This is a genomic window from Burkholderia sp. 4M9327F10, from assembly GCF_005503145.1.
Lineage (GTDB): Bacteria > Pseudomonadota > Gammaproteobacteria > Burkholderiales > Burkholderiaceae > Paraburkholderia.
This window is the reverse complement of sequence record NZ_SCNV01000012.1, coordinates 1-25,234: the sequence shown is the minus strand read 5'-3', so window position 1 is coordinate 25,234 and position 25,234 is coordinate 1. Positions and strand designations below refer to the sequence as shown.

At 64.8% G+C, this 25,234-nt stretch carries 26 protein-coding genes; 7 read left to right on the top strand and 19 right to left on the bottom strand.

Features of this window, described 5'->3' with window-relative positions; translation table 11 throughout:
- Nucleotides 1–20: 20 nt before the first annotated feature.
- Both FFS45_RS13940 and FFS45_RS13935 read right to left on the bottom strand, forming a co-directional pair.
- Nucleotides 21–1,478 (bottom strand): UDP-glucose/GDP-mannose dehydrogenase family protein, encoded by a 1,458-nt coding sequence (locus FFS45_RS13940; protein ID WP_137955235.1) that lies wholly within the window; start codon nt 1,476–1,478, stop codon nt 21–23.
- A 27-nt stretch (nt 1,479–1,505) separates the two neighbouring features.
- Nucleotides 1,506–2,903, bottom strand: coding sequence for an undecaprenyl-phosphate glucose phosphotransferase (locus FFS45_RS13935; RefSeq protein WP_137955234.1), 1,398 nt, complete (start codon nt 2,901–2,903; stop codon nt 1,506–1,508).
- A 178-nt stretch (nt 2,904–3,081) separates the two neighbouring features.
- Between FFS45_RS13935 and FFS45_RS13930 the strand changes: the two genes are divergently transcribed.
- Together FFS45_RS13930 and FFS45_RS13925 are read left to right on the top strand one after the other, a co-directional pair.
- On the top strand, nt 3,082–3,267 hold the full coding sequence (locus FFS45_RS13930; RefSeq protein ID WP_137955233.1) for a hypothetical protein: 186 nt from the start codon (nt 3,082–3,084) through the stop codon (nt 3,265–3,267).
- A 257-nt stretch (nt 3,268–3,524) separates the two neighbouring features.
- Complete coding sequence (locus FFS45_RS13925; protein ID WP_137955232.1) at nt 3,525–5,045, top strand: mannose-1-phosphate guanylyltransferase/mannose-6-phosphate isomerase; 1,521 nt, start codon at nt 3,525–3,527, stop codon at nt 5,043–5,045.
- Nucleotides 5,046–5,121: 76 nt separating this feature from the next.
- On the opposite strand, the gene FFS45_RS13920 is transcribed toward FFS45_RS13925, so the two are convergent.
- Nucleotides 5,122–6,294 carry a DUF6566 family protein gene (locus FFS45_RS13920; protein WP_137955231.1) on the bottom strand — a complete coding sequence of 391 codons (1,173 nt, stop codon included), beginning with the start codon at nt 6,292–6,294 and terminating at the stop codon, nt 5,122–5,124.
- 477 nt (nt 6,295–6,771) lie between these two features.
- A complete protein-coding gene (locus FFS45_RS13915) occupies nt 6,772–7,068 on the bottom strand; it encodes a YciI-like protein (protein ID WP_137955230.1) in 297 nt (98 codons plus the stop codon).
- A 491-nt stretch (nt 7,069–7,559) separates the two neighbouring features.
- Here FFS45_RS13915 and FFS45_RS13910 point away from each other — a divergent pair, with 491 nt between their 5' ends.
- Together FFS45_RS13910 and FFS45_RS13905 are read left to right on the top strand one after the other, a co-directional pair.
- Entirely contained in the window at nt 7,560–7,850 is a 291-nt protein-coding gene (locus FFS45_RS13910) for a PsiF family protein (protein WP_137955229.1), read from the top strand.
- Nucleotides 7,851–8,043: 193 nt separating this feature from the next.
- Nucleotides 8,044–8,490 carry a hypothetical protein gene (locus FFS45_RS13905; RefSeq protein ID WP_137955228.1) on the top strand — a complete coding sequence of 149 codons (447 nt, stop codon included), beginning with the start codon at nt 8,044–8,046 and terminating at the stop codon, nt 8,488–8,490.
- A gap of 69 nt (nt 8,491–8,559) precedes the next feature.
- Here FFS45_RS13905 and FFS45_RS13900 read toward each other — a convergent pair whose 3' ends face one another.
- Complete coding sequence (locus tag FFS45_RS13900) at nt 8,560–8,847, bottom strand: hypothetical protein (RefSeq protein WP_137955227.1); 288 nt, start codon at nt 8,845–8,847, stop codon at nt 8,560–8,562.
- 137 nt (nt 8,848–8,984) lie between these two features.
- Here FFS45_RS13900 and FFS45_RS13895 point away from each other — a divergent pair, with 137 nt between their 5' ends.
- Nucleotides 8,985–9,572 carry a YSC84-related protein gene (locus tag FFS45_RS13895; RefSeq protein WP_137955226.1) on the top strand — a complete coding sequence of 196 codons (588 nt, stop codon included), beginning with the start codon at nt 8,985–8,987 and terminating at the stop codon, nt 9,570–9,572.
- 92 nt (nt 9,573–9,664) lie between these two features.
- Here FFS45_RS13895 and FFS45_RS13890 read toward each other — a convergent pair whose 3' ends face one another.
- The 10 genes from FFS45_RS13890 to mltG all read right to left on the bottom strand — a co-directional run bounded on the left by FFS45_RS13890 (nt 9,665) and on the right by mltG (nt 19,398).
- Nucleotides 9,665–10,735, bottom strand: a complete 1,071-nt coding sequence (locus FFS45_RS13890; protein ID WP_137955225.1) for a glycosyltransferase family 4 protein — start codon at nt 10,733–10,735, stop codon at nt 9,665–9,667.
- Nucleotides 10,736–11,045: 310 nt separating this feature from the next.
- Nucleotides 11,046–12,215, bottom strand: coding sequence for an AAA family ATPase (locus tag FFS45_RS13885; protein WP_137955224.1), 1,170 nt, complete (start codon nt 12,213–12,215; stop codon nt 11,046–11,048).
- Nucleotides 12,215–13,627: an alpha,alpha-trehalose-phosphate synthase (UDP-forming) gene (gene otsA / locus FFS45_RS13880; RefSeq protein WP_137955223.1), complete on the bottom strand. Its 1,413-nt coding sequence runs from the start codon at nt 13,625–13,627 to the stop codon at nt 12,215–12,217. Before otsA ends, FFS45_RS13885 begins: the two co-directional genes overlap by 1 nt.
- A gap of 147 nt (nt 13,628–13,774) precedes the next feature.
- Nucleotides 13,775–14,131, bottom strand: coding sequence for a Rap1a/Tai family immunity protein (locus FFS45_RS13875; protein WP_137955336.1), 357 nt, complete (start codon nt 14,129–14,131; stop codon nt 13,775–13,777).
- A 120-nt stretch (nt 14,132–14,251) separates the two neighbouring features.
- Complete coding sequence (locus tag FFS45_RS13870) at nt 14,252–15,013, bottom strand: ankyrin repeat domain-containing protein (RefSeq protein WP_137955222.1); 762 nt, start codon at nt 15,011–15,013, stop codon at nt 14,252–14,254.
- A 52-nt stretch (nt 15,014–15,065) separates the two neighbouring features.
- A complete protein-coding gene (locus FFS45_RS13865; protein WP_137955221.1) occupies nt 15,066–15,857 on the bottom strand; it encodes a TatD family hydrolase in 792 nt (263 codons plus the stop codon).
- Between the two features lie 31 nt (nt 15,858–15,888).
- Nucleotides 15,889–16,398 carry a GNAT family N-acetyltransferase gene (locus tag FFS45_RS13860; protein WP_137955220.1) on the bottom strand — a complete coding sequence of 170 codons (510 nt, stop codon included), beginning with the start codon at nt 16,396–16,398 and terminating at the stop codon, nt 15,889–15,891.
- Between the two features lie 235 nt (nt 16,399–16,633).
- Nucleotides 16,634–17,674 (bottom strand): DNA polymerase III subunit delta', encoded by a 1,041-nt coding sequence (locus tag FFS45_RS13855; protein ID WP_137955219.1) that lies wholly within the window; start codon nt 17,672–17,674, stop codon nt 16,634–16,636.
- Between the two features lie 93 nt (nt 17,675–17,767).
- Complete coding sequence (gene tmk, locus FFS45_RS13850; RefSeq protein ID WP_137955335.1) at nt 17,768–18,388, bottom strand: dTMP kinase; 621 nt, start codon at nt 18,386–18,388, stop codon at nt 17,768–17,770.
- Nucleotides 18,388–19,398, bottom strand: a complete 1,011-nt coding sequence (mltG, locus tag FFS45_RS13845; protein WP_137955218.1) for an endolytic transglycosylase MltG — start codon at nt 19,396–19,398, stop codon at nt 18,388–18,390. The genes tmk and mltG overlap by 1 nt, the downstream gene beginning before the upstream one ends.
- 77 nt (nt 19,399–19,475) lie before the next feature.
- On the opposite strand from mltG, the gene FFS45_RS13840 reads away from it, so the two are divergent.
- Together FFS45_RS13840 and FFS45_RS13835 are read left to right on the top strand one after the other, a co-directional pair.
- Nucleotides 19,476–20,528, top strand: coding sequence for a folate-binding protein YgfZ (locus FFS45_RS13840; RefSeq protein ID WP_137955217.1), 1,053 nt, complete (start codon nt 19,476–19,478; stop codon nt 20,526–20,528).
- Between the two features lie 142 nt (nt 20,529–20,670).
- Nucleotides 20,671–21,501 (top strand): NRDE family protein, encoded by an 831-nt coding sequence (locus FFS45_RS13835; protein WP_137955216.1) that lies wholly within the window; start codon nt 20,671–20,673, stop codon nt 21,499–21,501.
- Between the two features lie 75 nt (nt 21,502–21,576).
- Here the strand turns inward: FFS45_RS13835 and FFS45_RS13830 are convergent, their stop codons facing one another.
- The 4 genes from FFS45_RS13830 to FFS45_RS13815 all read right to left on the bottom strand — a co-directional run bounded on the left by FFS45_RS13830 (nt 21,577) and on the right by FFS45_RS13815 (nt 25,169).
- Complete coding sequence (locus FFS45_RS13830) at nt 21,577–22,545, bottom strand: alpha/beta hydrolase (RefSeq protein WP_137955215.1); 969 nt, start codon at nt 22,543–22,545, stop codon at nt 21,577–21,579.
- A gap of 162 nt (nt 22,546–22,707) precedes the next feature.
- Complete coding sequence (locus tag FFS45_RS13825) at nt 22,708–23,586, bottom strand: SDR family oxidoreductase (RefSeq protein ID WP_137955214.1); 879 nt, start codon at nt 23,584–23,586, stop codon at nt 22,708–22,710.
- A gap of 53 nt (nt 23,587–23,639) precedes the next feature.
- Nucleotides 23,640–24,638, bottom strand: a complete 999-nt coding sequence (locus FFS45_RS13820) for an NADP-dependent oxidoreductase (RefSeq protein WP_137955213.1) — start codon at nt 24,636–24,638, stop codon at nt 23,640–23,642.
- 84 nt (nt 24,639–24,722) lie between these two features.
- On the bottom strand, nt 24,723–25,169 hold the full coding sequence (locus tag FFS45_RS13815; protein ID WP_137955212.1) for a PaaI family thioesterase: 447 nt from the start codon (nt 25,167–25,169) through the stop codon (nt 24,723–24,725).
- Nucleotides 25,170–25,234 lie beyond the last annotated feature (65 nt).

The window sequence follows — 25,234 nt, the reverse complement described above, 5'->3', positions numbered from 1 at the left end:
AGGCAGACTCCTTATGGAGGTCACTGCGCGGCAGCGGCACCGGCAGAACGGGCCGCGTGACTGGGGTGCTGCGGGTGATTCAGGGCGTGCGCGGCGGCTGCGTGCCTCGCGCCCTGCGCGTACTGGCGGCCAATCGCGTGATACTCGATGGCGAGTTCCTGCATGGCTTCCGGCTCGTACAGGTTGCGGCCGTCGAAGATCAGCGGTGTTCTCAGGTGCTGCTTGAGGCTGTCGAAATCGGGGCTCTTGAAGACCTTCCATTCGGTGAGGATCACAAGCGCGTCGGCGCCGCGCGCCACGTCCATCTCTTCGCTCTCGAAGGTCAGCCGTGCGTGCTGTTGCGGCGCGTGCTGCAGGTCGAGCGCGAAAACGCGCTTGGCCTCGTCGACCGCGACCGGGTCATAAGCCTTCACACGCGCGCCGCGCTTGAGCAGCTCGGCGATCAGCGGCCGGCTCGGCGCTTCGCGCATGTCGTCGGTATTGGGCTTGAACGCCAGGCCCCATACGCCGAACGTGCGGCCGGACAGATCCTCGCCGAGGCGCTCGACGATCTTGTGCGCGAGAATCTTCTTCTGCGTTTCGTTCACGGCTTCCACCGCCTCCAGAATCCGCAGGCCCTGGTCGTGCTCGACGGCCGTGTTGATCAGCGCCTGCACATCTTTCGGGAAGCACGAGCCGCCATAGCCGCAGCCCGCATAGAGAAAGTCGTAGCCGATGCGCGGGTCCGAGCCGATGCCGCGCCGCACTGCTTCGATATCCGCGCCGACCCGGTCGGCCAGATTCGCCAGCTCGTTCATGAACGAAATGCGCGTGGCGAGCATCGCATTGGCGGCGTACTTGGTGAACTCCGCGGAGCGCACGTCCATGTACAGCGTGCGTTCGCGGTTGCGGTTGAACGGCGCGTAGACGCGCTTCATCAGCTCGCGGGCCTTCTCGCCGGGCACGTCCTCGTCGCAGCCGAGCACGATGCGGTCGGGCCGCGTAAAGTCTTCGACGGCCGCGCCTTCCTTGAGGAACTCGGGATTGGACACCACCGAGAACATATGCTGCGCGCCGCGCGCCGCCAGTTCTTCGGCAATCACGCCGTGCACCCGCACGGCGGTGCCCACCGGCACGGTCGACTTGTCGACGATCACCTTGAAGCCGTTCATATGGCGGCCAATGTTGCGCGCGGCCGCCAGCACGTATTGCAGGTCGGCCGAGCCGTCTTCGTCGGAGGGCGTACCCACCGCGATGAACTGGATATCGCCGTGCGCCACGGCAGCGGCCACGTCGGTGGAAAACGTCAGGCGCCCGGCCTTGCGGTTGCGCGCGATGATCTCCTGCAGGCCCGGCTCGTGGATCGGTACGCCGCCATTGTTCAGCACGTCGATCTTGCGCTGGTCGAGGTCGAGACAGAACACGTCGTTGCCGATGTCGGCAAGACACGCGCCCGTCACGAGACCCACATAGCCGCTACCAATGATCGTCACGTTCATGAATTACACCTCGGAGAGTTGAATGTTTCAGTAGGCGTTGCTGCCGACAAAGCCCTTCCACAGCGTCAGCACGACGATCTTGATGTCGAGCCAGAAGGTCCAGTTCTGCATGTAGTACAGGTCGAGCTTGACGCGTCCCATCATCTTCTCGATGCGGTCGGTCTCGCCGCGAAAGCCGTTGATCTGGGCCCAGCCGGTGATGCCGGGCTTGATGCGGTAGCGGTGCATGTAGCCCTTCACCAGATCCTTGTAGATGTCGTCGTGTTCGAGCGCATGCGGACGCGGCCCCACCACCGACATCTCGCCGCGCAGCACGTTGATGAACTGCGGCAGCTCGTCGAGACTCGTGCGGCGCAGGAAAGCGCCCACGGCCGTGATGCGCGGATCGCGCCGCGTCGCCTGGGTGACCTTGCCGGCCGTCTCGGCATGCACCTTCATCGAGCGGAACTTGTAGATCTCGAACTGGTTGCCGTCGATGCCCTTGCGCTTCTGGCGAAAGAACACCGGTCCCGGCGAGGACAGCTTCACCGCCACCGCGATCACCAGCATCAGCGGCGCCAGCGCCGTCAACGCACCGAACGCGAACAGGCGGTCGAACACGCGCTTGGGCAGCACCCGCAGATCGGTGATCGGCGAGGCCGCGAGATTGATGGCCGGCACGCCGAGCAGATCGACCATCGGCTGGTTGAACAGCGTCAGGCTGCGCACGTCGGGGATGAAGCGGATGTTCACGAAGTCGTTGCGCAGCTCCATCACGAAGCGGTGAATCGTCTTCTCCTTCGAGATCGGCAAGGCGAGCCACAGCTCCTTGATGGCGCGGGCGCGCACCGACTGGATCATCGCGGCGAAGTCGCGCTCCACCGGCACGCCTTCGACGGTCTGGGCCGCATCCGGGTCCTGGTACGGATCGATGAGCGTGTCCTCGTCGTACACCATCACCGGGCTGAAACCGGCTTCCGGACGGTTGCGCATCGTCTCGATCAGGAACTTGCCGTAGGGCGCGCCGCCGACAATCGCCACCGCCTTGTGATTGAAGCCCTCGCGGCGCAGCCCCTTGAGGACCGTGTAGACCAGTGTCTTGGTGACGATCAGCAGCACGATCGTGGCGGCGGCCCAATACAGCAGCCACAGCCGCGACAGCAGGTCCGAGCGGTGCAGGCTGAAGCTGATCAGCACGCCGGTGGTTTCCACCATCACCCAGCCGCCGCAGACGCGAAACAGCAGGTCCATCAGCGGCTTGCCGCGCCACGACTGATAGATGCCCAGCGCGGGAAAGAACACCACCACCAGCAGACAGTCGAACGCCAGCGAAATGCTCTGCATGTCGTCCAGCCACAGCCACTTGCCGTTATGCAGCGCGGCTGCGAGCACGGCGCCGAAAGCGACCATGGCGATGTCGATGATTCTCGATAGAACGCTCAGCATGCTCGGCACCCCAGTTCGTCAGTCAAGTTCTATCCATGAAGTAAGCGGGCATCTGCACCGCGAATAACGCATCGGCAACCGGCATTCAGATTGCGCGCACCACGCAACTGGCCATTAACGGTTGCTTCGCCTGTGGCTCCCGCTTTCCGGTCAATTCAAAAAGCACGAACCCGAATGAGTGAATACCCGTACAAGCCTAGATAAGGCGGCATTAAAATTCGCACTGCAAGATCGCAAAAAATCTCAAAATGTATCGGTCAAAAGTGCCTGGTTTTTTGCAGATTTTTTCGGCACTTTTTCCCTGTTCAATCCACTCGTGGAGCCCATTGCGGGATGGCAATCCCGCGTCGCGCATGCTTTTTAGGCAAAGTTTGCACGCGACGGGATCTATGCGTGCGGCCCCTTTTTTTCGCATATCGCCCGCCGGAATGATTTCGGATATTTTTTTCGCGATTATTTTTCTATTTTTCTGCTGCGCTGCAATAAAACAGAAATTATTCAGACGTTTTTTATTCCGGTCTTTGAATACTTTTTTAGAACTTCTATTTAACGCGCTTTTATTGGCTATTTACGCCGTGATACAAATCGATGCACTCACCCAGCCCCGAGGAGTACATCACCATGACAGCAACGGTCACGGCTTCCGTCGCCGACACCCGGCCCGGCGCCGCCGCATCCCTGAAGGTCAAGCTGAAGGTTCATCCCGTCATCCTGGCGGGCGGCTCCGGCACCCGTCTGTGGCCGATGTCGCGTGAGCAATATCCGAAGCAGCTGATCGGCTTGCTGGGCGCCGAGTCACTGCTACAGTCCACGACTCGGCGCCTCGATGCGCTGGAGACCGGGCATCCGCTCGCCGATCAACTGATCGTGGTCGCCAATGAAGAACACCGCTTCACCACCGCCGAACAACTGCGCACGAGCGGCAAGGCGAGCCGGCTGATCCTCGAACCCGCCGGCCGCGACACCGCGCCGGCCTTGACGGTGGCGGCGCTCTCGATTGCCGCGCAGGACGAGGACGGCATCATGGTGGTGATGCCCGCCGACCATGCCGTGACCGACACCGAAGCGTTCCACGCCGCGGTTTCCGCCGGCGTGCAGCACGCCTATGAAGGCCATATCGTCACCATGGGCATCGTGCCGACCCATGCGGAAACCGGCTACGGCTATATCCGCCTGGGCGCCCCGCTCGGCCGCGACGGCGGGCTTGCGGCGCACCGGCTCGACCGCTTCGTCGAAAAGCCGCACCTAGAGCTCGCGCAGCGCTATGTGGAATCTCAGGAGTACTGGTGGAACAGCGGCATCTTCATCATGCGCGCCTCGACCTGGCTCAAGGCGATCCGGCATTTTCAGCCCGGCATCCTCGACGCCTGCGAAGCCGCCTATGCGGGCGGCAAGGCGGACGGCGATTTCTTCCGCCTGCATCGCGAGTCCTTTAGCGCCTCGCCCTCGAACTCGATCGACTACGCGGTGATGGAACAGCTCGGCAGCGCGCCGTCGATCGCCACCGGCGTGGTGGTGCCGCTGCGTGCCGGCTGGTCGGACGTGGGCTCGTGGGACGCGATATGGCAGATCCTGCCAAAGGACGAAGAAGACAACGTGGCGCGCGGCAACGTGATGTTCGAAGGCTCCGCGTCTACCTTCGCGCATTCGGAAGGCCGCCTGATCGCCTGCGTCGGCACCCAGGACCTGGTGATTGTCGAAACCGCCGATGCCGTGCTGGTGGCCGACAAATCACGGGTCCAGGACGTGAAAAAGATCGTCGGCCGGATTCGCGCCCAGGGCGGCGCGCAGGCGGCGAACCACCGCAAGGTGCACCGCCCGTGGGGCCACTACGACTCCGTGGACAGCGGCGAGCGCTTCCAGGTGAAACGCATTGTCGTCAATCCGGGAGCGCGGCTCTCGTTGCAGATGCATCATCACCGCGCGGAACACTGGATCGTCGTGCGCGGCACGGCGCTCGTCACACGGGGTGAAGAGCGCTTTATCGTCTCCGAAAACGAGTCAGCTTATATACCGCTTGGGACAACTCACCGTCTCGAGAATCCCGGCAAGATGCCGCTGGAGATGATCGAGGTGCAGTCCGGCTCCTATCTCGGCGAAGACGACATCGTGCGCTTCGACGATACCTACGGACGGCAATGATCCCAACGGGGACACACATGCTGGCGTTGCTGGCCCTGCGGCGGGTGCTCCTGCCGGCCGCGGGCGGCTCGCTGGCTCACCCTGCGTGGGAAATGAGCTCTGGCGAGAACGGGAAGCGTTCCGAACGATCGGCATTGGCATCGGCCGTGTCGCCCGGATAACGGCGCAGCGGCGCGCGCAGTGCGCCGACCGGGCCGTGCATCGGTCCGTGCAGCTGCGTATTCACCGGCCCCGTCAAGGGATGCCCCGCCAGCTGGCCGCCAGGATGAGCCGCTGCGCTCACCGGCGCATCCGCGCGCACCCCGGCCGAACTGACCGTGGGCGTGCCCGGCATGCTGCGCGCAGCCGGCAGGGGCCGTGCGTAGCCATGCGGCGCTGCTGCGCTTGCGGCTGTGCTTGTGACTGCACCCGCGGCTGAATTCGCGGCCGCACTCACGGTGAGGCACTGGCGATCGATCCATTGGCGCGCCCACTCCAGCGCATAGTCCTGCGCCGTATCGGGGTTCACGAAGCGCGGGCCGACGAGGCCCGAGCGCTCGACACGCCGGCCGTCTTTCTCGATCTCCGCCCAGGCGCGATACATCGAGTTCGGCACACGCTCCGCCGCGACATAGATGACATAGCCGCGCCGGTCGGCAATCTGCATGCCGGGCACCGAATAGCTCATGGGCAGCGGCCGTTGCGGATGATCGTAGTGCCGGTGCCTGACGTTGCCGAGTTCGGCCGCACGGCGCACGGCCGGTTCCGTGCGCACGGCATCGTGCGGTACCGGCGCCGTGCCGGACAACTGGCGCGTCATGTCCGCAAGCGGATCGAGCGAGCGCCAGCCTTGCATGACGCCGGCCGGCGTTTGCCACGACTCGGGACTCTTCCACGACACGCCGCGCACGCTGTCGTCGCGCGCGCTGACCGTCTCCGGCTGCGCAGCGGGCCTGGCCGGCGCCGGCGGCGTGGCCTGCGGCACGTAGACAAAGGTGCGGCCCGTCTGCGACAGCAGGCGGACCATTTCGTTGAGCGTACCGTTCAGTTGCCATTCCTCGAAACGGCGACGGCAGGTTGGACCCGACGGATAGCGTCCTGGCAGCTTCGACCAGGGCTCACCCGTGCTCAGGATCCACAGGACAGCATTTGCCACGATGCGTGGCTCGGCGCGCGGCCGGCCTCGTCGATTTAGACGGACCGCCGGCTCATCGGAAACGAGCGCCGCGAGTAGCACCCATTCGTCATTGCTTAGCTCATCGAAAAACATGCGGTTCTCCACGCAGCCTGGCCAGGCTGCGGCTTTGGGCGACTCACGAATTCAGCGTGCACGATTCGTGTAGCGCCCCCGGTTGCACAAATATGTATTTACGTTCCGGCCAGATCGCGTTTGCCGCACTGCGTTAGTGCGAACCTTCCCCACCGCGAAGCACAAAACGTGGTCTCACTCGTGCATTGGAGAAATTGTGCAGGAAGCATACCACCACCAGGGTTTGCATGAATATGACAAAGACAAGTGTTACTGACGGAAACAAACTGGTACTTTTCGTAGCGTTGAATTTCCAATAGCCGCGGCAGAAATTCCTGCAGTGGCGGCAGCATATCCGGCCATCGCACAGACCATGCGGGTGAAATGGCCGCGTTATTTCAGAAAAATGAAACCAAAAAAGTTTTTATGGCCTTTTGATACCCTTCTGATTCCCTTCCGATGCGCCGCTGTTGCCCTTCCGATGACCGGACGAACCGCTCAACGCACCGGATTCGCAGCCTGCTCGCCCACTACCGTGAGCCACGGACGCACCCGCCAGCGGGTCACCAGACCCTCCCGCACATAAGGATCGGCGTTTGCAAACGCTTCAGCCGCGGCCGGCGAATCGCCTGTAAAGAGCAGCACCGCGTTGTCGGTCGGCTCGCCGAGCGCGCCGCCCAGTTGCAGCTCGCCACGGCCGGCCGCCGCCCACGCCAGCTTCAGATGCTCCTCGCGCCAGGCAGGACGACGTTCGAGATAGTCATTGGTCAGATCATAGATCAGTAAGTAGTGCATGGTTATGCCTCGTGAGTTTGAGAACAACAAATTCTGATTTTAGTCAATAGCGTCAATATTGCGGCATTACATTAGCTGCGGAATTTTGTGCCGATTTATTATTCGTATCCGATCAAATTCCCGTTATAAGAATGAATGCATTTTCCTATGGCTTCGAAGCGGCATGAGGCCATTGAAAGGTTGCGATGGTGCCCGGTCATTCATTATGGATTCCATACTATTTATGCGCTTTGCCGTGTCCTGCCGCGCCCTGCCGCACGCTGCCGGGAATCGACGCATGCCTTTAAGCGGCCCCCAACCCAGGGAAGGCCCTGCCTGCCGGCTGTCAACCAGCCAACGCCGCCATCCGTTTTACCTGACAGTTTTGCCATAATAACGGCGGCGATGGGCAAACGGATGCCTAAGACGCCACTAAGACGCCCCTGAGACGCCACTAAGACGCCCGGTTGTACGACTCCCAACAACAGTTTTCACCACAGATGGAGTGTCCCATGAAGATCCAGTCCGCTCTCGCTGCCCTCGTCCTCGGCGCCGTGCTGGCCGCACCGGCTTACGCCCAGAACAGCCAGCAGTCGAAGATGACCGCCTGTAACCAGCAGGCCGGCGACAAGAAAGGCGACGACCGCAAGGCCTTCATGAAGTCGTGCCTGTCCGGGTCCGCACCCGCCGCTGCGCCCATGACCCAGCAAGAAAAGATGAAGGCCTGCAACACGCAGGCCGCCGGCAAGAAGGGCGACGATCGCAAGGCCTTCATGTCGACCTGCCTGAGCAACAAGAGCTAGGCGGCCCGCCGCAGATGCCGGGCGCTGCCGCCCGGCATCCACCGCCCCGCCCGTTTCCCACCTTTCAGCCTCCGTTCGACGAAGCGCAGCATTTTCTTCTATGATGGCTGCGGAGACGGCCCATCTATAAAACCATGCGCCATCGGGCCGCCATCTTGTCGTTGATGCCATTGCGCATCGAACGGAGGCAAGAATGGTATGGAGACATAAAAACCGCTGGTTCAGGCGGTGGCTGGTCGTCATCGTCTTTTGGGCGGTGCCGGTCGCGATCGTCGCGGTGCGCGAGATTCAGGAGGAGATGGCCTATAACGCCGTCGACCTCGAGCGCGCGCTGACCACATGGGAATTCACCGACGCCCAACGCGCCGCCGGCGCCCCGGCCCGCTGCCACGGCGAGCCCGATGAGGCCCGCGCGGCCGGCTGCCCGGCCGCGGTGCTGGCCGCCAACGCGCCCCGTCAGCAGGAAGCGCGCGACGAATATGCGTTGCGCCGTACCACCCTGTTCGCCTATCTGTGGCACGCGTTCGTCGGCTACTGGGTCGTGCCGGCCATCACGCTGTTTCTCATTGGCGCGCTGATCGGCGGCATTCGCCGTGCGCTGCGGCGGCCGCCCACCGTCAAGAGCACGCCCAATCAGTAGATCATCCATGCCGGCCGCGGCGCGCGCCTCGCGTCTCGCGCTGCCGGCAGGCCCTGGACCCTTAGGCCTTTAGGCCTTTAGCCCCTTAGACCGCGCCTGCTGCAGCCCATGCGCCGGCTCGCCGCAAGGCTGCGGCATCTGCGCAACACATGCGCACAATTCTTTCAAATTATTTTCAATTGCGCCGCGCCCGCAGAAAATCGGTAAAAAACGCCCGATGGAACGCCCGTTGGGTATCGTTGCACGCTTGCGCAGCGCTGCCCCTTTTGTTGCAAAAAACCACCGCACTGGCGGCTCGCACGCCAGCTCAACGAGCGGGTGAAAATCGGTCAAAGTTACCCCGGCGAGTTCGGACAATCAGCCTCAAACGCCCGCCCCACAAGGCTTTCGCGTTGCCTCCGAGCGCCCTCTCGGTGCGAGCCTGTGATATAACCTGCTGGCAGCCCGGTCATTCACAACGAGGTTGCGCCCAGGAACCATGACGGAGAAAAACGATGCAAAGACGAAACTTCATGCTGAAGACCACCGCCGCGCTCGCTTTCGGGGGCCTTGCACTCGCGGGATGCACTACTTCGTCGGGCACCCCCGATAACGCCTCAACCAACGCGTCCAAACGCCAGTCGATCGATGCCAGCGTCGACGGCACGATGTCGCGCCTCTTCCAGACGGTGCCCGGTTCGCGTGAGCTCGTGTCGAAGGCGCGTGGCCTGCTCGTGTTCCCGTCGGTGCTGCAAGCCGGGTTTATCGTCGGCGGCCAGTATGGCGAGGGCTCGCTGCGGGTCGGCGACGCTACCGTCGGCTACTACAGCACGGTCTCAGGGTCGTTCGGCCTGCAGGCCGGCGCGCAGTCCAAGGCCATCATCTTCCTGTTCATGACACAGGACTCACTCGACAAATTCCGCAATACCGACGGCTGGTCGGCCGGTGGCGACGCCTCGGTGGCCCTCGTCAAGATGGGCGCCAACGGCGCAATCGACACCACCACCGCCACCGCGCCGGTCGAAGTGTTCGTATTGACCAACGCCGGCCTGATGGGCGACATCTCGATCAACGGTACGAAGGTCTCGCGCCTGAATATCTAGGCACTGGCCCGGGGCGGGGCTCCGCATGCGGATCTGCGTGGGGGTTTGCATGCGGGCCTGAAGGCCCGCGCCAGCCTGTTCGCCCGTGCGGCTTAACGCGGCGTAGTCGTATCGATCACCTTGAAGCGCGAACGCTTCTGCGCCCGGATCACCGACTGATAAGCGTCGACATACTGCTGAGCCATCCGGTGCGAAGTGAAGCGCTCCTCGAAGCGCTCGCGCACGCCTGCACGCGGAACCTTGTGCAGCCGGTTCACGGCCGCGACTGCACCGATCTCGTCTTCGACGATATAGCCCGTCACACCGTCCTCCAGCACCTCCGGCACGGCGCCGCGGTTGAAGCCGATCACGGGCGTGCCGCAGGCCATGGCCTCGATCATGACGAGGCCGAACGGTTCCGGCCAGTCGATCGGGAACAGCAACGCGTGTGCGCCCGAGAGGAATTCGGCCTTCTGGTTGTCGGCAATCTCGCCGATGAATTCGACATACGGCAGATCGAGCAGCGGCTTGATCTCGCGTTCGAAGTATTCGAGGTCCGCGGAATCGACCTTCGCCGCGATGCGGATCGGCAGGCCGCAGCGGCCGGCGATGCGAATCGCCGTATCGACGCGTTTCTCCGGCGAGATGCGGCCGAGAAATGCCAGATACTTCTGCTCGACCGGCTGCGGCGTGTACAGCTTCTCAGGCAGCCCGTGATAAACCGTGGTCAGCCATTTGGCCTGCGGCAGCGGCTGGCGCTGCGAGTTCGAAATCGAAATCACCGGCGCGGTGTTGAAGGTGTCGAATACCGGCTGTTGCTCGGGCAAATCGAGCCGGCCATGCAGCGTGGTGACGAACGGCGTGTCCTGGCGCTTGAACACCGAAAACGAGTAGTAGTCCATGTGAAAATGGAGCACGTCGAACGAGTCGGCCTGGCGGCGCACCAGTTCCATCAGCAGCATATGCGGTGCGATCCGGTCGCGAATGCCGGGGTCGAGGCGCAGCGCCCGTGGCCACACGGCCTCCAGTTTCGCGGTGGTAACCGAGTCGCCGCTGGCGAACAGCGTCACATCGTGCCCAAGGTCGACCAGCGCCTCGGTGATATACGACACGACCCGCTCGGTGCCACCGTAAAGCTTGGGTGGCACCGATTCGGTCAAGGGGGCGATCTGAGCAATTCTCATTGTTTGTCTCCGTATTGACGGCGTGACATCGCGCGGCGCGGTGGCCGCCGCGCGGCCCGCCGACGCTTTGGGCCGGCCAGCCTGGTTAGCCGGCCTGCCTGGCTGACCCGCCTGGCCAGCTCGGCCAGCTCGGCTAGCTTGGTTGGCCAGCTTACGTAGCTTACTAACCGTCGATTATGGCCTGGTTATTGCCTCGGTTGTTCTGCCGATTGTGAGTCCGATTCTTCCTCAATACGCGCGAAAAATCCTCAAGCCTTGCAATTCCTGCTCGCTGTTACAGTCAGGAAACATCCCCGCCGGCCGCTACGCCTCAGCGTGCCGGCCATTTCCAGGGCGGCAGATCGAACTGGTCCGCATCGGCAATGCGGGTCGCACCGAGTTCCTTCTCGAGCACGATGGAATGACTGCCGTCCTCCCGCTCGAGCGCTGCAATCAGGCGCGCCGCGTGCGACACCACCAGCACCTGCGAATGGCGCGAGGCGTGCGCAATCAGCCGGGCCAGCGCCGGCAACAGGTCGGGATGCAGGCTGGTTTCCGGTTCGTTCAGCACCAGCACGGCGGGCGGGCGCGGCGTCAGCAAGGCGGCCACCAGCAACAGATAACGCAAGGTGCCGTCGGAGAGTTCCGCGCCCTTTAGCGGGCGGAGCAGCCCGTGCTGATGCATCGTCACCTCGAAGCGGCCGTCGAGGTTGACGATGTCGACGCTCGCGCCAGGGAACGCGTCGTCGATGGCGGCGTCGAGCGCGGCCGGATTGCCGATCTCGCGGATCGTCTGCAGCGCCGCCGCCAGATCGGCGCCGTCGTCGCTCAGCACCGGCGTATGCGTGCCGATCTGCGGCAGCCGCACAGGCGACTCGGTATCGGTGCGGAAGTGATCGTAGAAGCGCCACGAGCGAATCTGTTCGCGCACCGCGATCATTTCCGGCGCGCCGCGCGGGTCGGAGAACTCCGTCATCATGCTGTCGAAGCTGGCCACCGGCTGCGGGATGGTCTGCCACTCGCCGCTTTCGTCGCGCGTGCGGATCGATGCGCCCTGGCGGTCCACCAGCAGCGCCGAAGGCCGCAGCAACGGACCGTTCCAGATGCATTCGCGCTTGATAACCGGGTCGAGCATGAAGGCCGAGGTGCCCGGCGCGATCAGCGGCAGGCCGAGGTCGATCGCATAGCCGAACTGGTCCCCGGCGAAGCCGAGCCGCAGGCTGACCGGCTCTTTGCGGCGCCCGCCTTGCACCGGCTCATCGCCCGTCAGCATGCCGCGCGAGAAACGTTCGGGGCCGGCCCAGAGCGTCGACGGCAGGCCGCCTTCGCGCGCCAGCGTGGCAATCACGCCGCCGCGCGCCGTCAGCGCGAGCAGCCGCAAGGCGCGGTAGACGCTCGACTTGCCGCTGCCGTTGGGCCCGGTGACGATATTCAGTTGCGCGAGCGGCACGATCAGTTCGCGCAACGAACGGTAGTTGGCAATCGCAAGCGTCGTCAGCATCAGGACGACCGCCCCGCATCGTCCGCGCCATGCGGCGGCACACTGCGCAAGTCGCCGAGGAACGAGTCGCGCCACACGCCCAGATCGTTCTTGCGCAAGGCCTCCATATTGATCTCGTGGCGGCGCTGGCGAGCCTCCAGCGGCATTGACAGCGCGCGTTGCAAGGCTTCGCACATGCCCACCGCATCGTGCGGATTCACCAGCAGCGCGCCCGTCAGTTCCGCCGCCGCGCCGGCGAAGACCGAGAGCACCAGTACGCCCGGATCGTCCGGGTTCTGGGCGGCCACATACTCCTTGGCGACCAGATTCATGCCGTCGTGCAAGGGCGTGACAAAGCCGATCTGCGACTCGCGGAACAACGACATCAGCTTCCAGCGGTCATAGCGTTGATTCAGATAGCGGATCGGCGTGTAGTCGAGGCCCGAATAGCGGCCATTGATGCGCCCTGCCTCGTATTCGAGATCCTGGCGGATCTGCTGGTAGGTGGCGACGTCCGAGCGCGTCGGCGGCGCAATCTGCACCAGCGTGACATTGCCGCGCCATTCCGGCGAGCGCTCCAGCAGATGTTCGAAGGCGCGAAACCGTTCGACGAGACCCTTCGAGTAGTCGAGCCGGTCGACGCTCATGATCAGCTTGCGGCCTTCAAGGCTCTGCTTCAGGTCCAGCACATGCTGGCGGCTCTCGTAGCGCTGCGCCTGCTCGGCGATTTCGTCGGGAAACACCCCGATCCGGTAGACGCCCGTGCGCAGTTTGCGGCCAAAAGCCTCGGCATGACCGTCAGGGCTGACGCTGCCGCGCGCGTGGCGCACCACGTAGTCGTGAAATGCGAGCTGGTCGGTAGCGGTCTGGAAACCCAGCAGGTCGTAGCAGCACAGTGACTTCACCAGCTCTTCGTGCGGTGGGATATTCAGCAGGATCTGCGGGGCGGGAAACGGGATATGCAGAAAGAAGCCGATGCGGTTCGTCACGCCTTCGGAGCGCAGCGCTTCGGCGAATGGAATCAGGTGGTAGTCGTGCACCCAGATCACGTCGTCCGGTTCGAGCAGCTTGATGAGCCGGTGCGCAAGCCATGCGTTGACGCGCCGGTAGCCGGCGTATTCGTCGCGCTCGTAGCGCGCGAGATCGTTGCGATAGTGGAAGACCGGCCATAGCGTGGCGTTTGAAAAACCACGGTAGTACTGATCGTAGTCCTTGCGCGTGAGTCCGACGGTGGCGAAGGTCACCGCGCCTTCCTGTTCCAGTGTGGGGCCGGCATTGGCGACGGTCTCGCTAACCACGTCGCCGCTCCAGCCGAACCACACGCCGCCCGCGTCCTTCAGGGCGCCGAATACACCGACGGCCAGCCCGCCGGCCGACCCTTTCGTCTCCGTCGGCGTGGCCACGCGATTCGACACGACGACCAGTCTGCCCATGTCCGTTGTCCTCCTCGGTTCAAGCGGCGCCAGCGCGGGCGCGCCGCGCTGGTTCGCTGTACACAATGACAGTTCGACCGGCGGCGGGGAGGATCAGTTGCAGGCCCGATGCAAGCCAGACCTTAAGGCGAACAATCCGCAGCGAACCTACTCGCCGCTCCTACACGGAAACGCCTTGCCGAGTCCCAACGAAATGGCGGTGCTGGCGTTATAGCCCGCCACGTTCGGATTCTCGGCAATGTACTTGCGCACCGCATCCGTCAACTGCTGCGAACGGGCGTCCTGCGGCAGGCAGAAATACTGGCCGACCCTTGGACCGGTGGTGCCGCCGATCGCGTCGATCGTGTTGAAGACGCCGTCGGCCGCGCCTTCGATATACGCAGCGCATGCACTGCGCGACGCCACATCCGTTTTCTCGCACAGCTTGTTGAGGTCGCCTCCCGTAAACGCGGCTGCCGTTAGCGGTACGGCAAGCGCGCTGGCGCAAATCAAGGCCCGCAGCATGGTGATCCTTCCAGGGTGATGATCGAGCGGTCTGATGCCGCATAGAAACGGCGCGCCCCAAAGCGCGCCGTAGTCGTTATTCTGCACTGTTTTGCCACAAGATGCGGCATGCCCGGCTGCTTACTTCTGCTGCATCTGCTGCATGCGCGCCGTCAGCCCTTCGACGACGTCCGGTTCCTTGTACTGTTTGGCAAAGTCGAGCGCGTTCATGCCGATCTGGTTCTTCACGTTCAGGTCCGCGCCGTTGTCGAGCAGCAGTTTTACGGTCGACACGTGGCCGCCGCGTGCCGCCATCATCAGCGGCGTGGTGCCGTTCGGCGAGCCGGCGTCGACATAAGCCGAATGGTCGAGCAGCAGTTTCACGATGTCGTCGTGACCGTTGGCAGCCGCGTAGTGCAGCGGCGCCCAGCCCTTCTTGTTGACCTCGGCGTCCTTCGAGATCAACAGTTGCACCATCTCGATGTCGCCGTTGAGCGAGGCCAGCATCATGGCGTTCTCGCCGGCCTTGTCCGTGATCTCGATGTTGGTCTTCGGGTTGGCGACCAGCGCGGCCGCCACCTTGTCCGACTTCTCACGCGCGGCCAGCACCAGCAGCGGCATGCCCTGGTCGTCGGTCGAATTCGGGTCCATGCCGTTCGCGATCTGCTTGTTGACCTCTTTCACATCGTCGAACTTGACTGCCTTGATCAGCGTGTCAATCGGCGCCGCATGGGCCGGCAGCGCGGCAAACGCCGTGCAGGCGAAGCCGCCGGCCAGTGCGAGGCGCGAGATCCGGGCGGCGGCGCGCCGCAGGGACACGAGCGCATGCGTGCGCTCGCCAGCGGAGGAAAACGCGCTCTGAACGTGGCCTTGCGTGGGAATCTGGGTCAGGTATTTATTCATATTTAACTTGAGGAATCGTCCCTATCCTATTGATAATATTCAATTTCAACATTCAGGCGCCGCTGGGTGCGGGAATCCTGAAGAGCCGGAAGAAGTTTTCCGTGGTGGCGGCGGCCAGCGCCGCATCCGGCATCTCGCGTTGTTGCGCGATGAAGCGTCCGACATAACTTACGTACGCAGGTTCATTCGGCTTGCCGCGATACGGCACCGGCGCGAGGTACGGCGAGTCGGTTTCGATCAGCAGACGTTCGAGCGGCACGCGCCGCGCCACGTCCTGCACGTCGGTAGCGCTCTTGAACGTGACGATGCCCGAGAGCGAAATATGGAAATTCTGCGCCAGCGCCTGCTCGGCGATCGCCCACGGCTCAGTGAAGCAATGCATCACGCCGCCCGGCTCGCCCGCGCGCTCCTCGGCCATGATCCGCAGCGTGTCCTCGGCGGAAGAACGGGTATGGATGATCAGCGGCTTGCCGGTGGCATGCGCGGCGCGGATATGGGTGCGGAAACGCTCGCGCTGCCATTCCATGTCGGCAATGGTGCGGCCTTCGAGACGGTAGTAGTCGAGGCCCGTCTCACCAATGGCTACCACCTTCGGATGCCGGGCCAGCTCGACCAGTTGCGCGACGCTCGGCTCCTGCGCGTCTTCATGATCCGGGTGCACCCCGACCGAGGCGTAGACGTTCTCGTAGGCCTCGGCCACCGCTAGCACGGACGGCAGGCTTTCGAGGTCGACGGACACGCACAGCGCATGCGTGACCGAGTGGGTGCGCATGTTTTCGATGACCTGCGGCAGGCGCTCGGCGAGTCCTTCGAAGTTGATATGACAGTGCGAATCGACAAACATGATGATGTCCTGCGGTGAATCCGGTAAGTGTCTAGGGGTTGGCGTGATCGAGCCGGCGGCCGAGGATCAGCAGGTCGCGCTCGACGCCGTCCAGCACGGCGACGCGCGGCAGCGCGCCCCAGTCGGCAAAGCCGAAGCCGCGGAACAGGCGCAGGCTCGCTTCATTGTGGCCGAAAATGAAGCCGAGCACGGTATCGATGGCGAGCTTCGGCGCGACGGCCAGCGCCGCGGCCAGCAACTGCTTGCCGAGCCCTTTGCCGCGCGCCGCCTCGTCCAGATAGATGCTGACTTCGGCGGTGTGCTGATAAGCCGGCCGGCCGTAGAAATCCGAAAAACTCAGCCAGGCGATCACCCGGCCGCCCTCTTCAACCACCCACAGCGGGCGCTTTTGCGGACCGTGCGCGTGAAACCAGCCCAGCCGGCTGTCGACGCTCACCGGCTCCAGGTCCGCCGTCACCAGGCGCGACGGCACGGTCGAGTTGTAGATGGCGACGATGGCGGGCAGATCGTCGAGCGTGGCATCGCGGTATGAAAGACTCATGGTGGCGGGTGTGTCAGGTGTCGGGTCTGAAAGGTCAGGCTTGGGGCCGGTGAAATGACGAAACGGCGAACGAAAAACGAACGAAACTGCGAGGGACGCGGCACAGTGGCGCTGCGGCACGCCGTTGCGGTTGCCGCCCGCCAGCAGTCGCCACGGGCGAAACGCAGACGCACGCCACGCTTGCTGTGCGGCAGCGGCAGCGGCAGCGGCAGCGGCAGCGGCAGCGGCAGCGAGCTTAGGCGAACAGGTCGCGATAGCCGATAAACAGCTCCTCGAAGACCAGCCGGGCGTTCAGCGGATGGTTTTCCACCGCCCGCTGGCGGGTCACGGTCTTGATGAAGCGGGCGAACGCGGTGGCGTCCGCCTGAGCGGCGCAGCGGTCCAGCGCGGCCGCGGCCTGCGGAAAGTAGCGCGGCGCGCCGGCCGTGCGCTGCGCCAGCAGATCGTACAGCCAGCGCTGCAGCCAGCCCAGCACCAGCGGCACCGGCAGCTTCTGCAGCGCCTCGGCGCAGGCAAACGCGTCGCAGCCGGGGCCGGCGGCGAGCTGCTTGAGGGTCCAGTCGCGCAGCGTGCGGTTCTCGTCGCTCGCCAGCGCCAGCGCTGTGAGCGGCGCGCCGCCCGCCTCGGCGAGCAACGCGGCGGCATCGGCGACGCCCTGCGCGGCAAGCCATGGCGTGGCCACCTCGGGCGTAGGCGCCGTCATCGGCCACTGGCGGCAGCGGCTGATGATGGTGGGCAGCAGACGGTCGATGCGCGCCGACACCAGCAGAAACACCACGCCGGCCGGTGGTTCCTCGAGCGTTTTCAGCAGCGCATTGGAGGCCGCGACGTTGAGCGCCTCGGCCGGCGCCAGCACCACGACGCGTGCGCCGCCGCGATGCGAGCCGACGCCGCAAAAATCCAGCAGCGCACGCACCTGTTCGATCTTGATTTCCTTGCTGGGTGTGCGGGTCTTTTTGGCGTCGTCGGCGTCGGCCTTGTCGGCTTTCTCGTCCGCGGCCGCCGCGTTGGCGAGGCCCGCTTCGGCGGCCAGCGCCTCCGGCACGACGATCCGGTAGTCCGGATGGTTGCCCTGTACGAACCAGTTGCAGGCGGCACAGGCGCCGCACGGCTCGCCGTTCGGCAATTGCGCCTCGCACAACAGGCCTTGCGCCAGATGCTGCGCAAAGCGCAGCTTGCCGATTCCCGCCTGCCCATGGAGCAGCAGCGCGTGCGGCCAATGCTCACGCAGTTGCTGAAGGCGGTTCCAGTCATCGGCTTGCCACGGATACATCATCGTTTCTCTTTGAATTCAATCGGTTGAGCGCGCCTGCTCAAGCATGAAACGAGCTGGCGCGTCGTTATAATGACTGTTTATATTTATTTAAAATCAGAGCGTTGCAATCAACTCTTCAAGTTTTTTCTGAATCTGCGCGATGCTCTGCGAAGAGTCGATGATAGCGAACCGGTACGGCGCCTCTTCGGCACGGCGCAGATATTCGGCGCGCGTGCGGGTGAAAAACGCGTCCGATTCGCTCTCGAAGCGGTCCGGCTCGCGCGCCGAGCTGCGGCGCTCGCTGGCGGTGTCCGGCGGGATGTCGAACAGCAGCGTCAGGTCCGGCTGGAAGCCGCCCTGCACCCAGCGCTCGAGCGTCTCCAGCTTGTCGCGCGGCAGGCCACGGCCGCCCCCCTGATAGGCAAAGGTCGCGTCGCTGAAGCGGTCCGAGAGCACCCAGTCGCCGCGCGCCAGCGCCGGCTCGATCACCTCGGCCAAGTGCTCGCGGCGCGCCGCGAACATCAGCAGCGCCTCGGTTTCGAGGTCCATTTTCTGGTGCAGCAGGATCTCGCGCAGCGACTCGCCGAGCCTGGTGCCGCCCGGCTCGCGCGTCATGACGACCGTGCGGCCGCTCGCTGCAATGTGCGCTTCCAGGCGCTCGCGAAACCATGCGAGATGGGTGGTCTTGCCCGCTCCGTCAATGCCTTCGAACGTGATGAATTTGCCCCGCGCCATCATTGCCCTCGAATATATTTGTCGACGGCCTTGTTGTGATCGCCGAGTGTGTCAGAAAAGATACTGCTGCCGTCGCCGCGCGACACGAAGTACAGCGCGGTGGTCTGTGCCGGGTTGAGCGCCGCCTGTAGCGACGCAACGCCCGGCAGTGAAATTGGGGTCGGCGGTAAGCCCATTCGTGTATAGGTGTTGTAGGGTGTATCGGTCTGCAGGTCGCGCTTGTGCAAGTGGCCCGTGTAGCCGTCGCCCATTCCGTAGATCACGGTGGGGTCGGTCTGCAGCGGCATGCCCACGCGCAGCCGGTTGGCGAACACGGCCGCCACCATGGGCCGGTCCGACGCCTTGCCGGTTTCCTTTTCGATGATCGACGCCATCGTCAACGCATCGTAAGGGGTCTTGTACGGCAAGCCCGGCGCGCGCGCCATCCAGGCCTCGTCAAGGCGCTCGCGCATCAGATGATAAGCCCGGCGGTAAATATCGAGGTCGCTGGTGTTTTTGTCGAACAGGTAGGTGTCCGGGAAAAACAGCCCTTCGCCATTGCCGATCGAGGCTTCCGGCGCGCCGAGCGCGCTCAGAAGGTCGGCGTCGCTCATGCCGGCGGTATCGTGCTTGACCGCCGGATTGGCGTCCAGCTCGGCGCGCATGCGCTTGAAGGTCCAGCCTTCGATGATGGTGGCGACGTACTCGTTGACGTCGCCGCGGGCGATCTTCTGCAGCACTTCATACGGCGTCACGCCGCTCTTGAACTCGTAGTTGCCCGATTTGAGCTCGCTTTGCAGGCCGAGCAGCCGCGTCATGATGACGAACAGCTCCGGCTCGACCGGCACGCCGCCGCGATTCAACTGCAAGGTGACGCTGCGCAGGCTGCTATGCGGTTTGACGGTGACGTCGAGCTCCGGGGGTGTCAGGGTGATCGGGGTGTTGGCCCAGTGATATCCGCCGGCAACGGCAGCGGCTGCCAGCGCAACGACGATCGTGCTGGCAATGAGACATTTCTTCAGGAGGGACATGGAAACATGGCTGGGGTGAAGTCCATATAATACTTGCTTGCCCTAGCTAAAGTCAGAATTGACTGCTCTCCGAATCCATGAATGCACCGCTTGCTTCCGCTCCGGCCACCGTTGCTGCCGCTGCGCCGGTCACGCTTCCCCTGCTGCCGCGCCCCGCGCAAGAGGAGTTCGCTGCTGCTCTCGAGCATGGCGCCTACATGCCGCTCGCGCAGTTCGGCGTGATCGATGCGACCGGCGACGACGCGGCCAGCTTCCTGCACGGCCAGTTGACCAACGATACGCTGCATCTGGATGCGGCCAATGCGCGTCTGGCCGGCTACTGCTCGGCCAAGGGGCGTCTGCTGGCGTCGTTTCTGAGCTGGCGCAGCGGCGGGACGATCCGTCTGCTGGTGTCGAAAGACCTGCAGGCGGCCGTGCAGAAGCGCCTGTCGATGTTCGTGCTGCGCGCCAAGGCGAAGCTCGCGGACGCGACCGGCGAGACGGCCGTGGTGGGTCTTGCGGGCGATGTGCGCAAGGCCTTGTCGGGCGTGTTCGACGCACTGCCGGACGGCGTGCACGTGAAAGTGGACGGCCCCGCGGGTTCGCTGATCCGCGTGCCCGACGCGCTTGGGCGGCTGCGCTACCTGTGGGTCGGGCCGAAAGCCGAAGTCGAAGCGCGCCTCGCGCTGTTCGACGGCAAGCTCACGCGCGCCTCGGCGGCGGTGTGGGACTGGCTCGATATCCGCGCCGGTGAGCCGCGCATCACGCAGCCGGTCGTGGAGCAATTCGTGCCGCAGATGGTCAATTTCGACGTGCTCGGCGGCGTGAATTTTCGCAAGGGCTGCTATCCGGGGCAGGAGGTTGTCGCACGCAGCCAGTATCGCGGCACGATCAAGCGGCGTACGTCGCTCGCCAACGTGGCCGGCGAACTCGCTACGGTCACGCCCGGCGCGGAGCTGTTTCATTCGGACGATCCGGGCCAGCCCTGTGGCATGGTGGTGAACGCCGCGTCGGCGCCGGAGGGCGGCGTGGATGTGCTCATCGAGGTCAAGCTCACGGCGCTGGAGGCCGGATCGGTTCACCTCGGCGCGGCCGATGGCCCACTGCTGACCCTCCTCGCGTTGCCCTATACGCTGCCGACTGAGGTTTGAGGCGGCCTGGCGTTGGTCCGTCCACGCGGCAGGTAGGCATCGTGCGCAGTTCGATCTCCTCGAACGCCATGAGCGCCGACCGGAAGCTCGCAGCGTTGTGCGTTGCCGCTCGCCCTCACCCCACCGTGGGAGACTCCCCCCGATGTGCCTGATCGTCTTTGACTGGCGGCCCGACGCGGCCGACGGGCCGCTCTTCACGCTCGCCGCCAACCGCGACGAGTTCTTTCGCCGCACCGCCGAGCCGATGCACTGGTGGTCCGAGGCGCCGGGTCTGCTGGCTGGACGCGATCTGGTGGGCGGCGGCACATGGCTCGGCATGACGCGCGACGGCCGCTTCGCGGCGCTGACGAACTACCGGGCGCCGCACGAGATGCGCGCCGATGCGCCCACGCGCGGCACGCTGGTGAGCAACTGGCTGCTGGGCGAGCCGTCTGCCGAAAGCACGCCGCTCGCCTACCTGCAACGGGTTGCACAGGACGGCGAGATCTACAACGGCTTCAATCTGCTGGTCGGCGACTGGTCGCGGCGTGAACTCGGCTGGTACTGCAACCGCTCTGCCGCGGCGCCGGCCTTGCTCGCGGCGGGCACGCACGGCATCTCGAATGCCGTGCTCGATACGCCGTGGCCCAAACTCGCGCGCAAGCGGACCGAGTTGAGCGCACTGCTGGCAAACGACCCGCTCGCGCCGCTCGAACGGCTGATCGAACTGATGCGCGACCCTCGCCTTGCCCGTGACGGCGAATTGCCGTCCACCGGAATTCCACTGGAACGCGAACGGGTGCTGTCGGCGGCCTTTATCGAATCGCCCGATTACGGGACGCGCGGCACCACGGCCTTGCGAGTGGTGGCCAACGCCACGCATGGCGAGCATCTGAGCGCCGCCGTTGCAGAGCGTAGCGACGACAACGGCTCGCATCGCGTGGTCCGTCCCGGGGATTTCGAGCGTAGCTTCGCCTTTAATATCGAGCGCTGAGGCGTGGCGCTCGCGGCTGCGGTCTGCGTCTCGACGTAGGTCTGGGTCCGGCCCACATCCGGACCAGTCCGCCCTTCAGTCCGAACCGAGGCCGAACGCCGAGCGCAGCGCCCTCACCGCGTCGGCATGCGCCTGTGCGACCTCCGGGACAAAGCCGCCCATCTTGAAGAACTCGTGGATCATGCCGGCGTAGCGCATCAGCGTGACGTCATTGCCCGCCTCGCGCAGCTTCTCTGCGTACGCGATGCCTTCATCGCTGAGCGGATCGTATTGCGCCGTCGCAATCCAGGCCGGCGCCAGCCCGTCAAAGGCCGGTGCGCCGCGCCGGCCGTCGAGCGGCGCGAAACGCCAGTCTTCGCGGTCTCCCGGCTCGCGCAGGTACTGCCCAAAAAACCACTGGATCGTGTCGCCCGACAGCAGATAGCCGTCAGCAAGCCGGGCATGCGAGTCGGTCTGTTGATGCGCCGTCGTGCCCGGATAGATCAGCAGTTGCAGGGCCGGTTTGGGCAGGCCCGCGTCTCGCGCCAGCACCGCGCAGACCGCGGCGAGCGTGCCACCGGCACTGTCACCGCCGAGGGCGATCCGTCGCGTGTCGATGCCATGCTCGGCGGCGCTGGCGTGCAGCCAGCTCAGCGCATCGAAGGCGTCGTTCACGGCAGTGGGAAATTTATGCTCCGGTGCGAGCCGGTAATCGACCGACAGCACCGCGCATTGCGCGTCGCGCGCGAACATCCGGCACAACGCGTCATGGGTGTCGACGCTGCCGACCGTAAAGCCGCCCCCGTGGTAATAGACGAGTGCCGGCGCAGGCTGTGCCCAGCTCGGCTCGACCGGCTGGTAGAGCCGGGCACGGATTGAAGCGCCATCGCGCGCCGGCACCGGAAGATCCTCGACGCAGAACATCGGCGCGCTCGCCACTTCGAGAATCGGCGCGCTCTTCTCATAGGAGGCGCGCGCTTCCTGCGCGGTGAGTTCGTGATACGGCGGGCGCTTCGCCCGCGAGATCATGTCGAGCACCAGCTCGATCTTCGGATTCAGCGGCATCGTCAAGCAGTCGGCGCAGGTGCGCCGCCGGGTGGATCAAGCGCCGTATCATGCCATGAAGCCTGTGGGGTGCGGGCCGTCGCATTGCCTGCGGCCGGCCCCCTTGGCATTCTCACGTCCCCTTGCCGCCTGGCGCCGCTCACCCGGACTTCGTCCCGCGACTCACTTTCCCTCGCTCGCCGCCTTGACCTCGGGCTTGAGCGAGAGCGGATCGGTCGGATTGCGCTGCTGCTCGATGTCCTCATGACGCAGATGCACGGTCGGCAGGATCGCCGGATGCGTGAGAATGTAGAAGCGCCGTGCTCCGATTGCCTCGAACGTCAGCTCCGCGACGTCCTGCGCGCTTAGCTTACCCGACTGCACGGCCCGCTGCAGTTGCTTGCCGGCGGCCAGTTGCGAGCGGGTGGGCGCCGTGTCGTTGCGCAGGGCGTCGGGACGGGCTCGTTCGGCGTCGGCGATGCCGGTCGGGACGAACGCCGGGCACAGCAGCGAGCAGCCCACCTGGCCGCCCGCGTTCTGCAGGTCGTGGTACAGCGTCTCCGTCAGCGACACGACCGCGTGCTTCGAGGCGTTGTAGATTCCCATCGCCGGTGGCGACAGCAGCCCCGCCACCGACGCCGTATTGACGATATGCGCCGGCTCGTTCTGCCGCAGCATGATCGGCGTGAAAACACGCACGCCGTGCGCAACGCCCATCACGTTGACGCCGAACACCCATTCCCAGTCGTTGGCCGTGCTCTCCCAAAGAAAGCCGCCCGCGCCCACACCGGCGTTGTTGAACAGCAGATGGATCTTGCCGAAGGCATCGAGCGCCGCGAGCGCGAGCGCCTCGACCTGGCTTGCGTCCGATACGTCGGTCGGCACGCCGATCGCGTCCGCGCCGGCCGCACGCAGGGCCTCGATTGTCTGCGCGAGCGCCGTGTCGTCGACATCGGCCAGCACGAGCTTCATGCCAAGAGCCGCGCCCTTGTCCGCGAACGCGCGCCCGAAGCCGCTCGCCGCGCCGGTGATCACGGCCACTTTGCCTTCGAACTGGAACATCAGGTGTCTCCGCTGGTTGCTTGATATTTACAACGGCTGCCGACCGCGCGGCGTCAGATCAGCTTGACGAGCTGCTTGCCGAAGTTCTTGCCTTTGAGCAACCCGAGAAACGCCTCGGGTGCCTGCTCGAGTCCCTGTGCGATGGTTTCCCGGTAATGCAGTTTCTTTTGCGCCACCAGCGTGCCGAGCTGCGTCAGCGCTTCGGGCCACACATCCAGATGCTCGGTGACGATAAAGCCCTGCACCAGCAAGCGCTGCGTGAGCAGCAAGGCCGGGTGCCTGAGCGGCAACGGCTCGCCGTCATAGTTGGCGATCATCCCGCACAGCGCGATGCGCCCGAACGCGTTCATTCGCGCAAGCGCCGCGTCGAGCACCGCGCCGCCGACATTCTCAAAGTAGCCGTCGACCCCGTTCGGCGTGGCGGCTTTCAGGTCCTGATAGAGGTTGCCGGCCTTGTAGTCGACACAGGCATCGAAGCCGAGCGTCTCGACGACATAGCGGCACTTGTGCTCGCCGCCGGCAATGCCGACCGCACGCGCACCGGCCAGCTTCGCCAGTTGCCCGACGACGCTGCCGACCGCCCCGCTCGCCGCGCTGACCACCACGGTCTGGCCGGCCTGCGGCGCGATGATCCGGTTCAACCCATACCAGGCGGTGACGCCGGGCATGCCCACGGCGCCCAGGTAGGCGGAAAGCGGCACATGCGTGTCGTCGACCTTATGCACGCCGGTGCCGTCGGAAGTGCCGAACTCCTGCCAGCCGAACGCCGCGACAACCTTGTCGCCCAGCGCGAATTTCGGATGCTTCGACTCCACGACTTCGCCCACGGTGCCGCCGATCATCACTTCATTGAGCGGCTGCGGCGCGGCGTAGGATTTGCTGTCGTTCATGCGGCCGCGCATATACGGATCGAGCGACAGGTAGTGATTGCGCACGCGGAACTGGCCTTGCGCGAGCGGTTCCAGCGGTGTTTCGACGAGCCGGAAATTATCCTGTGTGGCGGCGCCTTGCGGGCGCGAGGCGAGCAGGAACTGGCGGTTGATCTGGGTCATGACGGGCGTCTCCATGCTTGTTGGTTAGGGCATGCCGGGGCGTGGCACTGCCGGACGCGCACGGCGGCACGTCCGGCGCTGCATTCAGCCATCGCTGGGACCGGGTTTGGCCGCGGGGTCGCTGCGCAAACGCTGATGCGTCACCTCGCGGCCCACGGCGAGGCGCCGCATGTACTTGAAGGTACCGAGCGCCTTGGCGACGAAATGGCCTTCGCTGTCGCGGATCTCGCCTTCGCAATAGGCCATCGTGGTCGAACGGTGCAGCACGCGTGCGGTGGCGCGCAGCTCGCCGCGTCCCGGCTGCATGAAGTTGACTTTCATCTCCACGGTGACCACACCCACGCCGTCGCCGGCAAGACTGCGGGCGGCCATCGCGAGGGCCACGTCGGCAAGCGTCATCGTCACGCCACCGTGGGCCACGGCCCAGGTGTTCAGATGGCCGGGAGCGAGCGGCAGCGCTACTTCGCTGGCGCCGTCCGCCGCCGAGACCAGTTGCACGCCGAGGTGGTCGACGAAGGGGCTTTCGAGCACGGGTAGCGCGTTGGGAGCAGCGGCGGCAGCGGGTGAGGCTGCGGCGGGTTGGCCCGCCCCAGGAT

Bases quoted from the DNA above. Each gene is read 5' to 3' on its own strand.
- FFS45_RS13940 (WP_137955235.1), bottom strand. From the start codon at position 1,478: ATGAACGTGACGATCATTGGTAGCGGCTATGTGGGTCTCGTGACGGGC.
- FFS45_RS13935 (WP_137955234.1), bottom strand. From the start codon at position 2,903: ATGCTGAGCGTTCTATCGAGAATCATCGACATCGCCATGGTCGCTTTC.
- FFS45_RS13925 (WP_137955232.1), top strand. From the start codon at position 3,525: ATGACAGCAACGGTCACGGCTTCCGTCGCCGACACCCGGCCCGGCGCC.
- FFS45_RS13920 (WP_137955231.1), bottom strand. From the start codon at position 6,294: ATGTTTTTCGATGAGCTAAGCAATGACGAATGGGTGCTACTCGCGGCG.
- FFS45_RS13915 (WP_137955230.1), bottom strand. From the start codon at position 7,068: ATGCACTACTTACTGATCTATGATCTGACCAATGACTATCTCGAACGT.
- FFS45_RS13910 (WP_137955229.1), top strand. From the start codon at position 7,560: ATGAAGATCCAGTCCGCTCTCGCTGCCCTCGTCCTCGGCGCCGTGCTG.
- FFS45_RS13905 (WP_137955228.1), top strand. From the start codon at position 8,044: ATGGTATGGAGACATAAAAACCGCTGGTTCAGGCGGTGGCTGGTCGTC.
- FFS45_RS13895 (WP_137955226.1), top strand. From the start codon at position 8,985: ATGCAAAGACGAAACTTCATGCTGAAGACCACCGCCGCGCTCGCTTTC.
- FFS45_RS13890 (WP_137955225.1), bottom strand. From the start codon at position 10,735: ATGAGAATTGCTCAGATCGCCCCCTTGACCGAATCGGTGCCACCCAAG.
- FFS45_RS13885 (WP_137955224.1), bottom strand. From the start codon at position 12,215: ATGCTGACGACGCTTGCGATTGCCAACTACCGTTCGTTGCGCGAACTG.
- otsA (WP_137955223.1), bottom strand. From the start codon at position 13,627: ATGGGCAGACTGGTCGTCGTGTCGAATCGCGTGGCCACGCCGACGGAG.
- FFS45_RS13875 (WP_137955336.1), bottom strand. From the start codon at position 14,131: ATGCTGCGGGCCTTGATTTGCGCCAGCGCGCTTGCCGTACCGCTAACG.
- FFS45_RS13870 (WP_137955222.1), bottom strand. From the start codon at position 15,013: ATGAATAAATACCTGACCCAGATTCCCACGCAAGGCCACGTTCAGAGC.
- FFS45_RS13865 (WP_137955221.1), bottom strand. From the start codon at position 15,857: ATGTTTGTCGATTCGCACTGTCATATCAACTTCGAAGGACTCGCCGAG.
- FFS45_RS13860 (WP_137955220.1), bottom strand. From the start codon at position 16,398: ATGAGTCTTTCATACCGCGATGCCACGCTCGACGATCTGCCCGCCATC.
- FFS45_RS13855 (WP_137955219.1), bottom strand. From the start codon at position 17,674: ATGATGTATCCGTGGCAAGCCGATGACTGGAACCGCCTTCAGCAACTG.
- tmk (WP_137955335.1), bottom strand. From the start codon at position 18,388: ATGGCGCGGGGCAAATTCATCACGTTCGAAGGCATTGACGGAGCGGGC.
- mltG (WP_137955218.1), bottom strand. From the start codon at position 19,398: ATGTCCCTCCTGAAGAAATGTCTCATTGCCAGCACGATCGTCGTTGCG.
- FFS45_RS13840 (WP_137955217.1), top strand. From the start codon at position 19,476: ATGAATGCACCGCTTGCTTCCGCTCCGGCCACCGTTGCTGCCGCTGCG.
- FFS45_RS13835 (WP_137955216.1), top strand. From the start codon at position 20,671: ATGTGCCTGATCGTCTTTGACTGGCGGCCCGACGCGGCCGACGGGCCG.
- FFS45_RS13830 (WP_137955215.1), bottom strand. From the start codon at position 22,545: ATGCCGCTGAATCCGAAGATCGAGCTGGTGCTCGACATGATCTCGCGG.
- FFS45_RS13825 (WP_137955214.1), bottom strand. From the start codon at position 23,586: ATGTTCCAGTTCGAAGGCAAAGTGGCCGTGATCACCGGCGCGGCGAGC.
- FFS45_RS13820 (WP_137955213.1), bottom strand. From the start codon at position 24,638: ATGACCCAGATCAACCGCCAGTTCCTGCTCGCCTCGCGCCCGCAAGGC.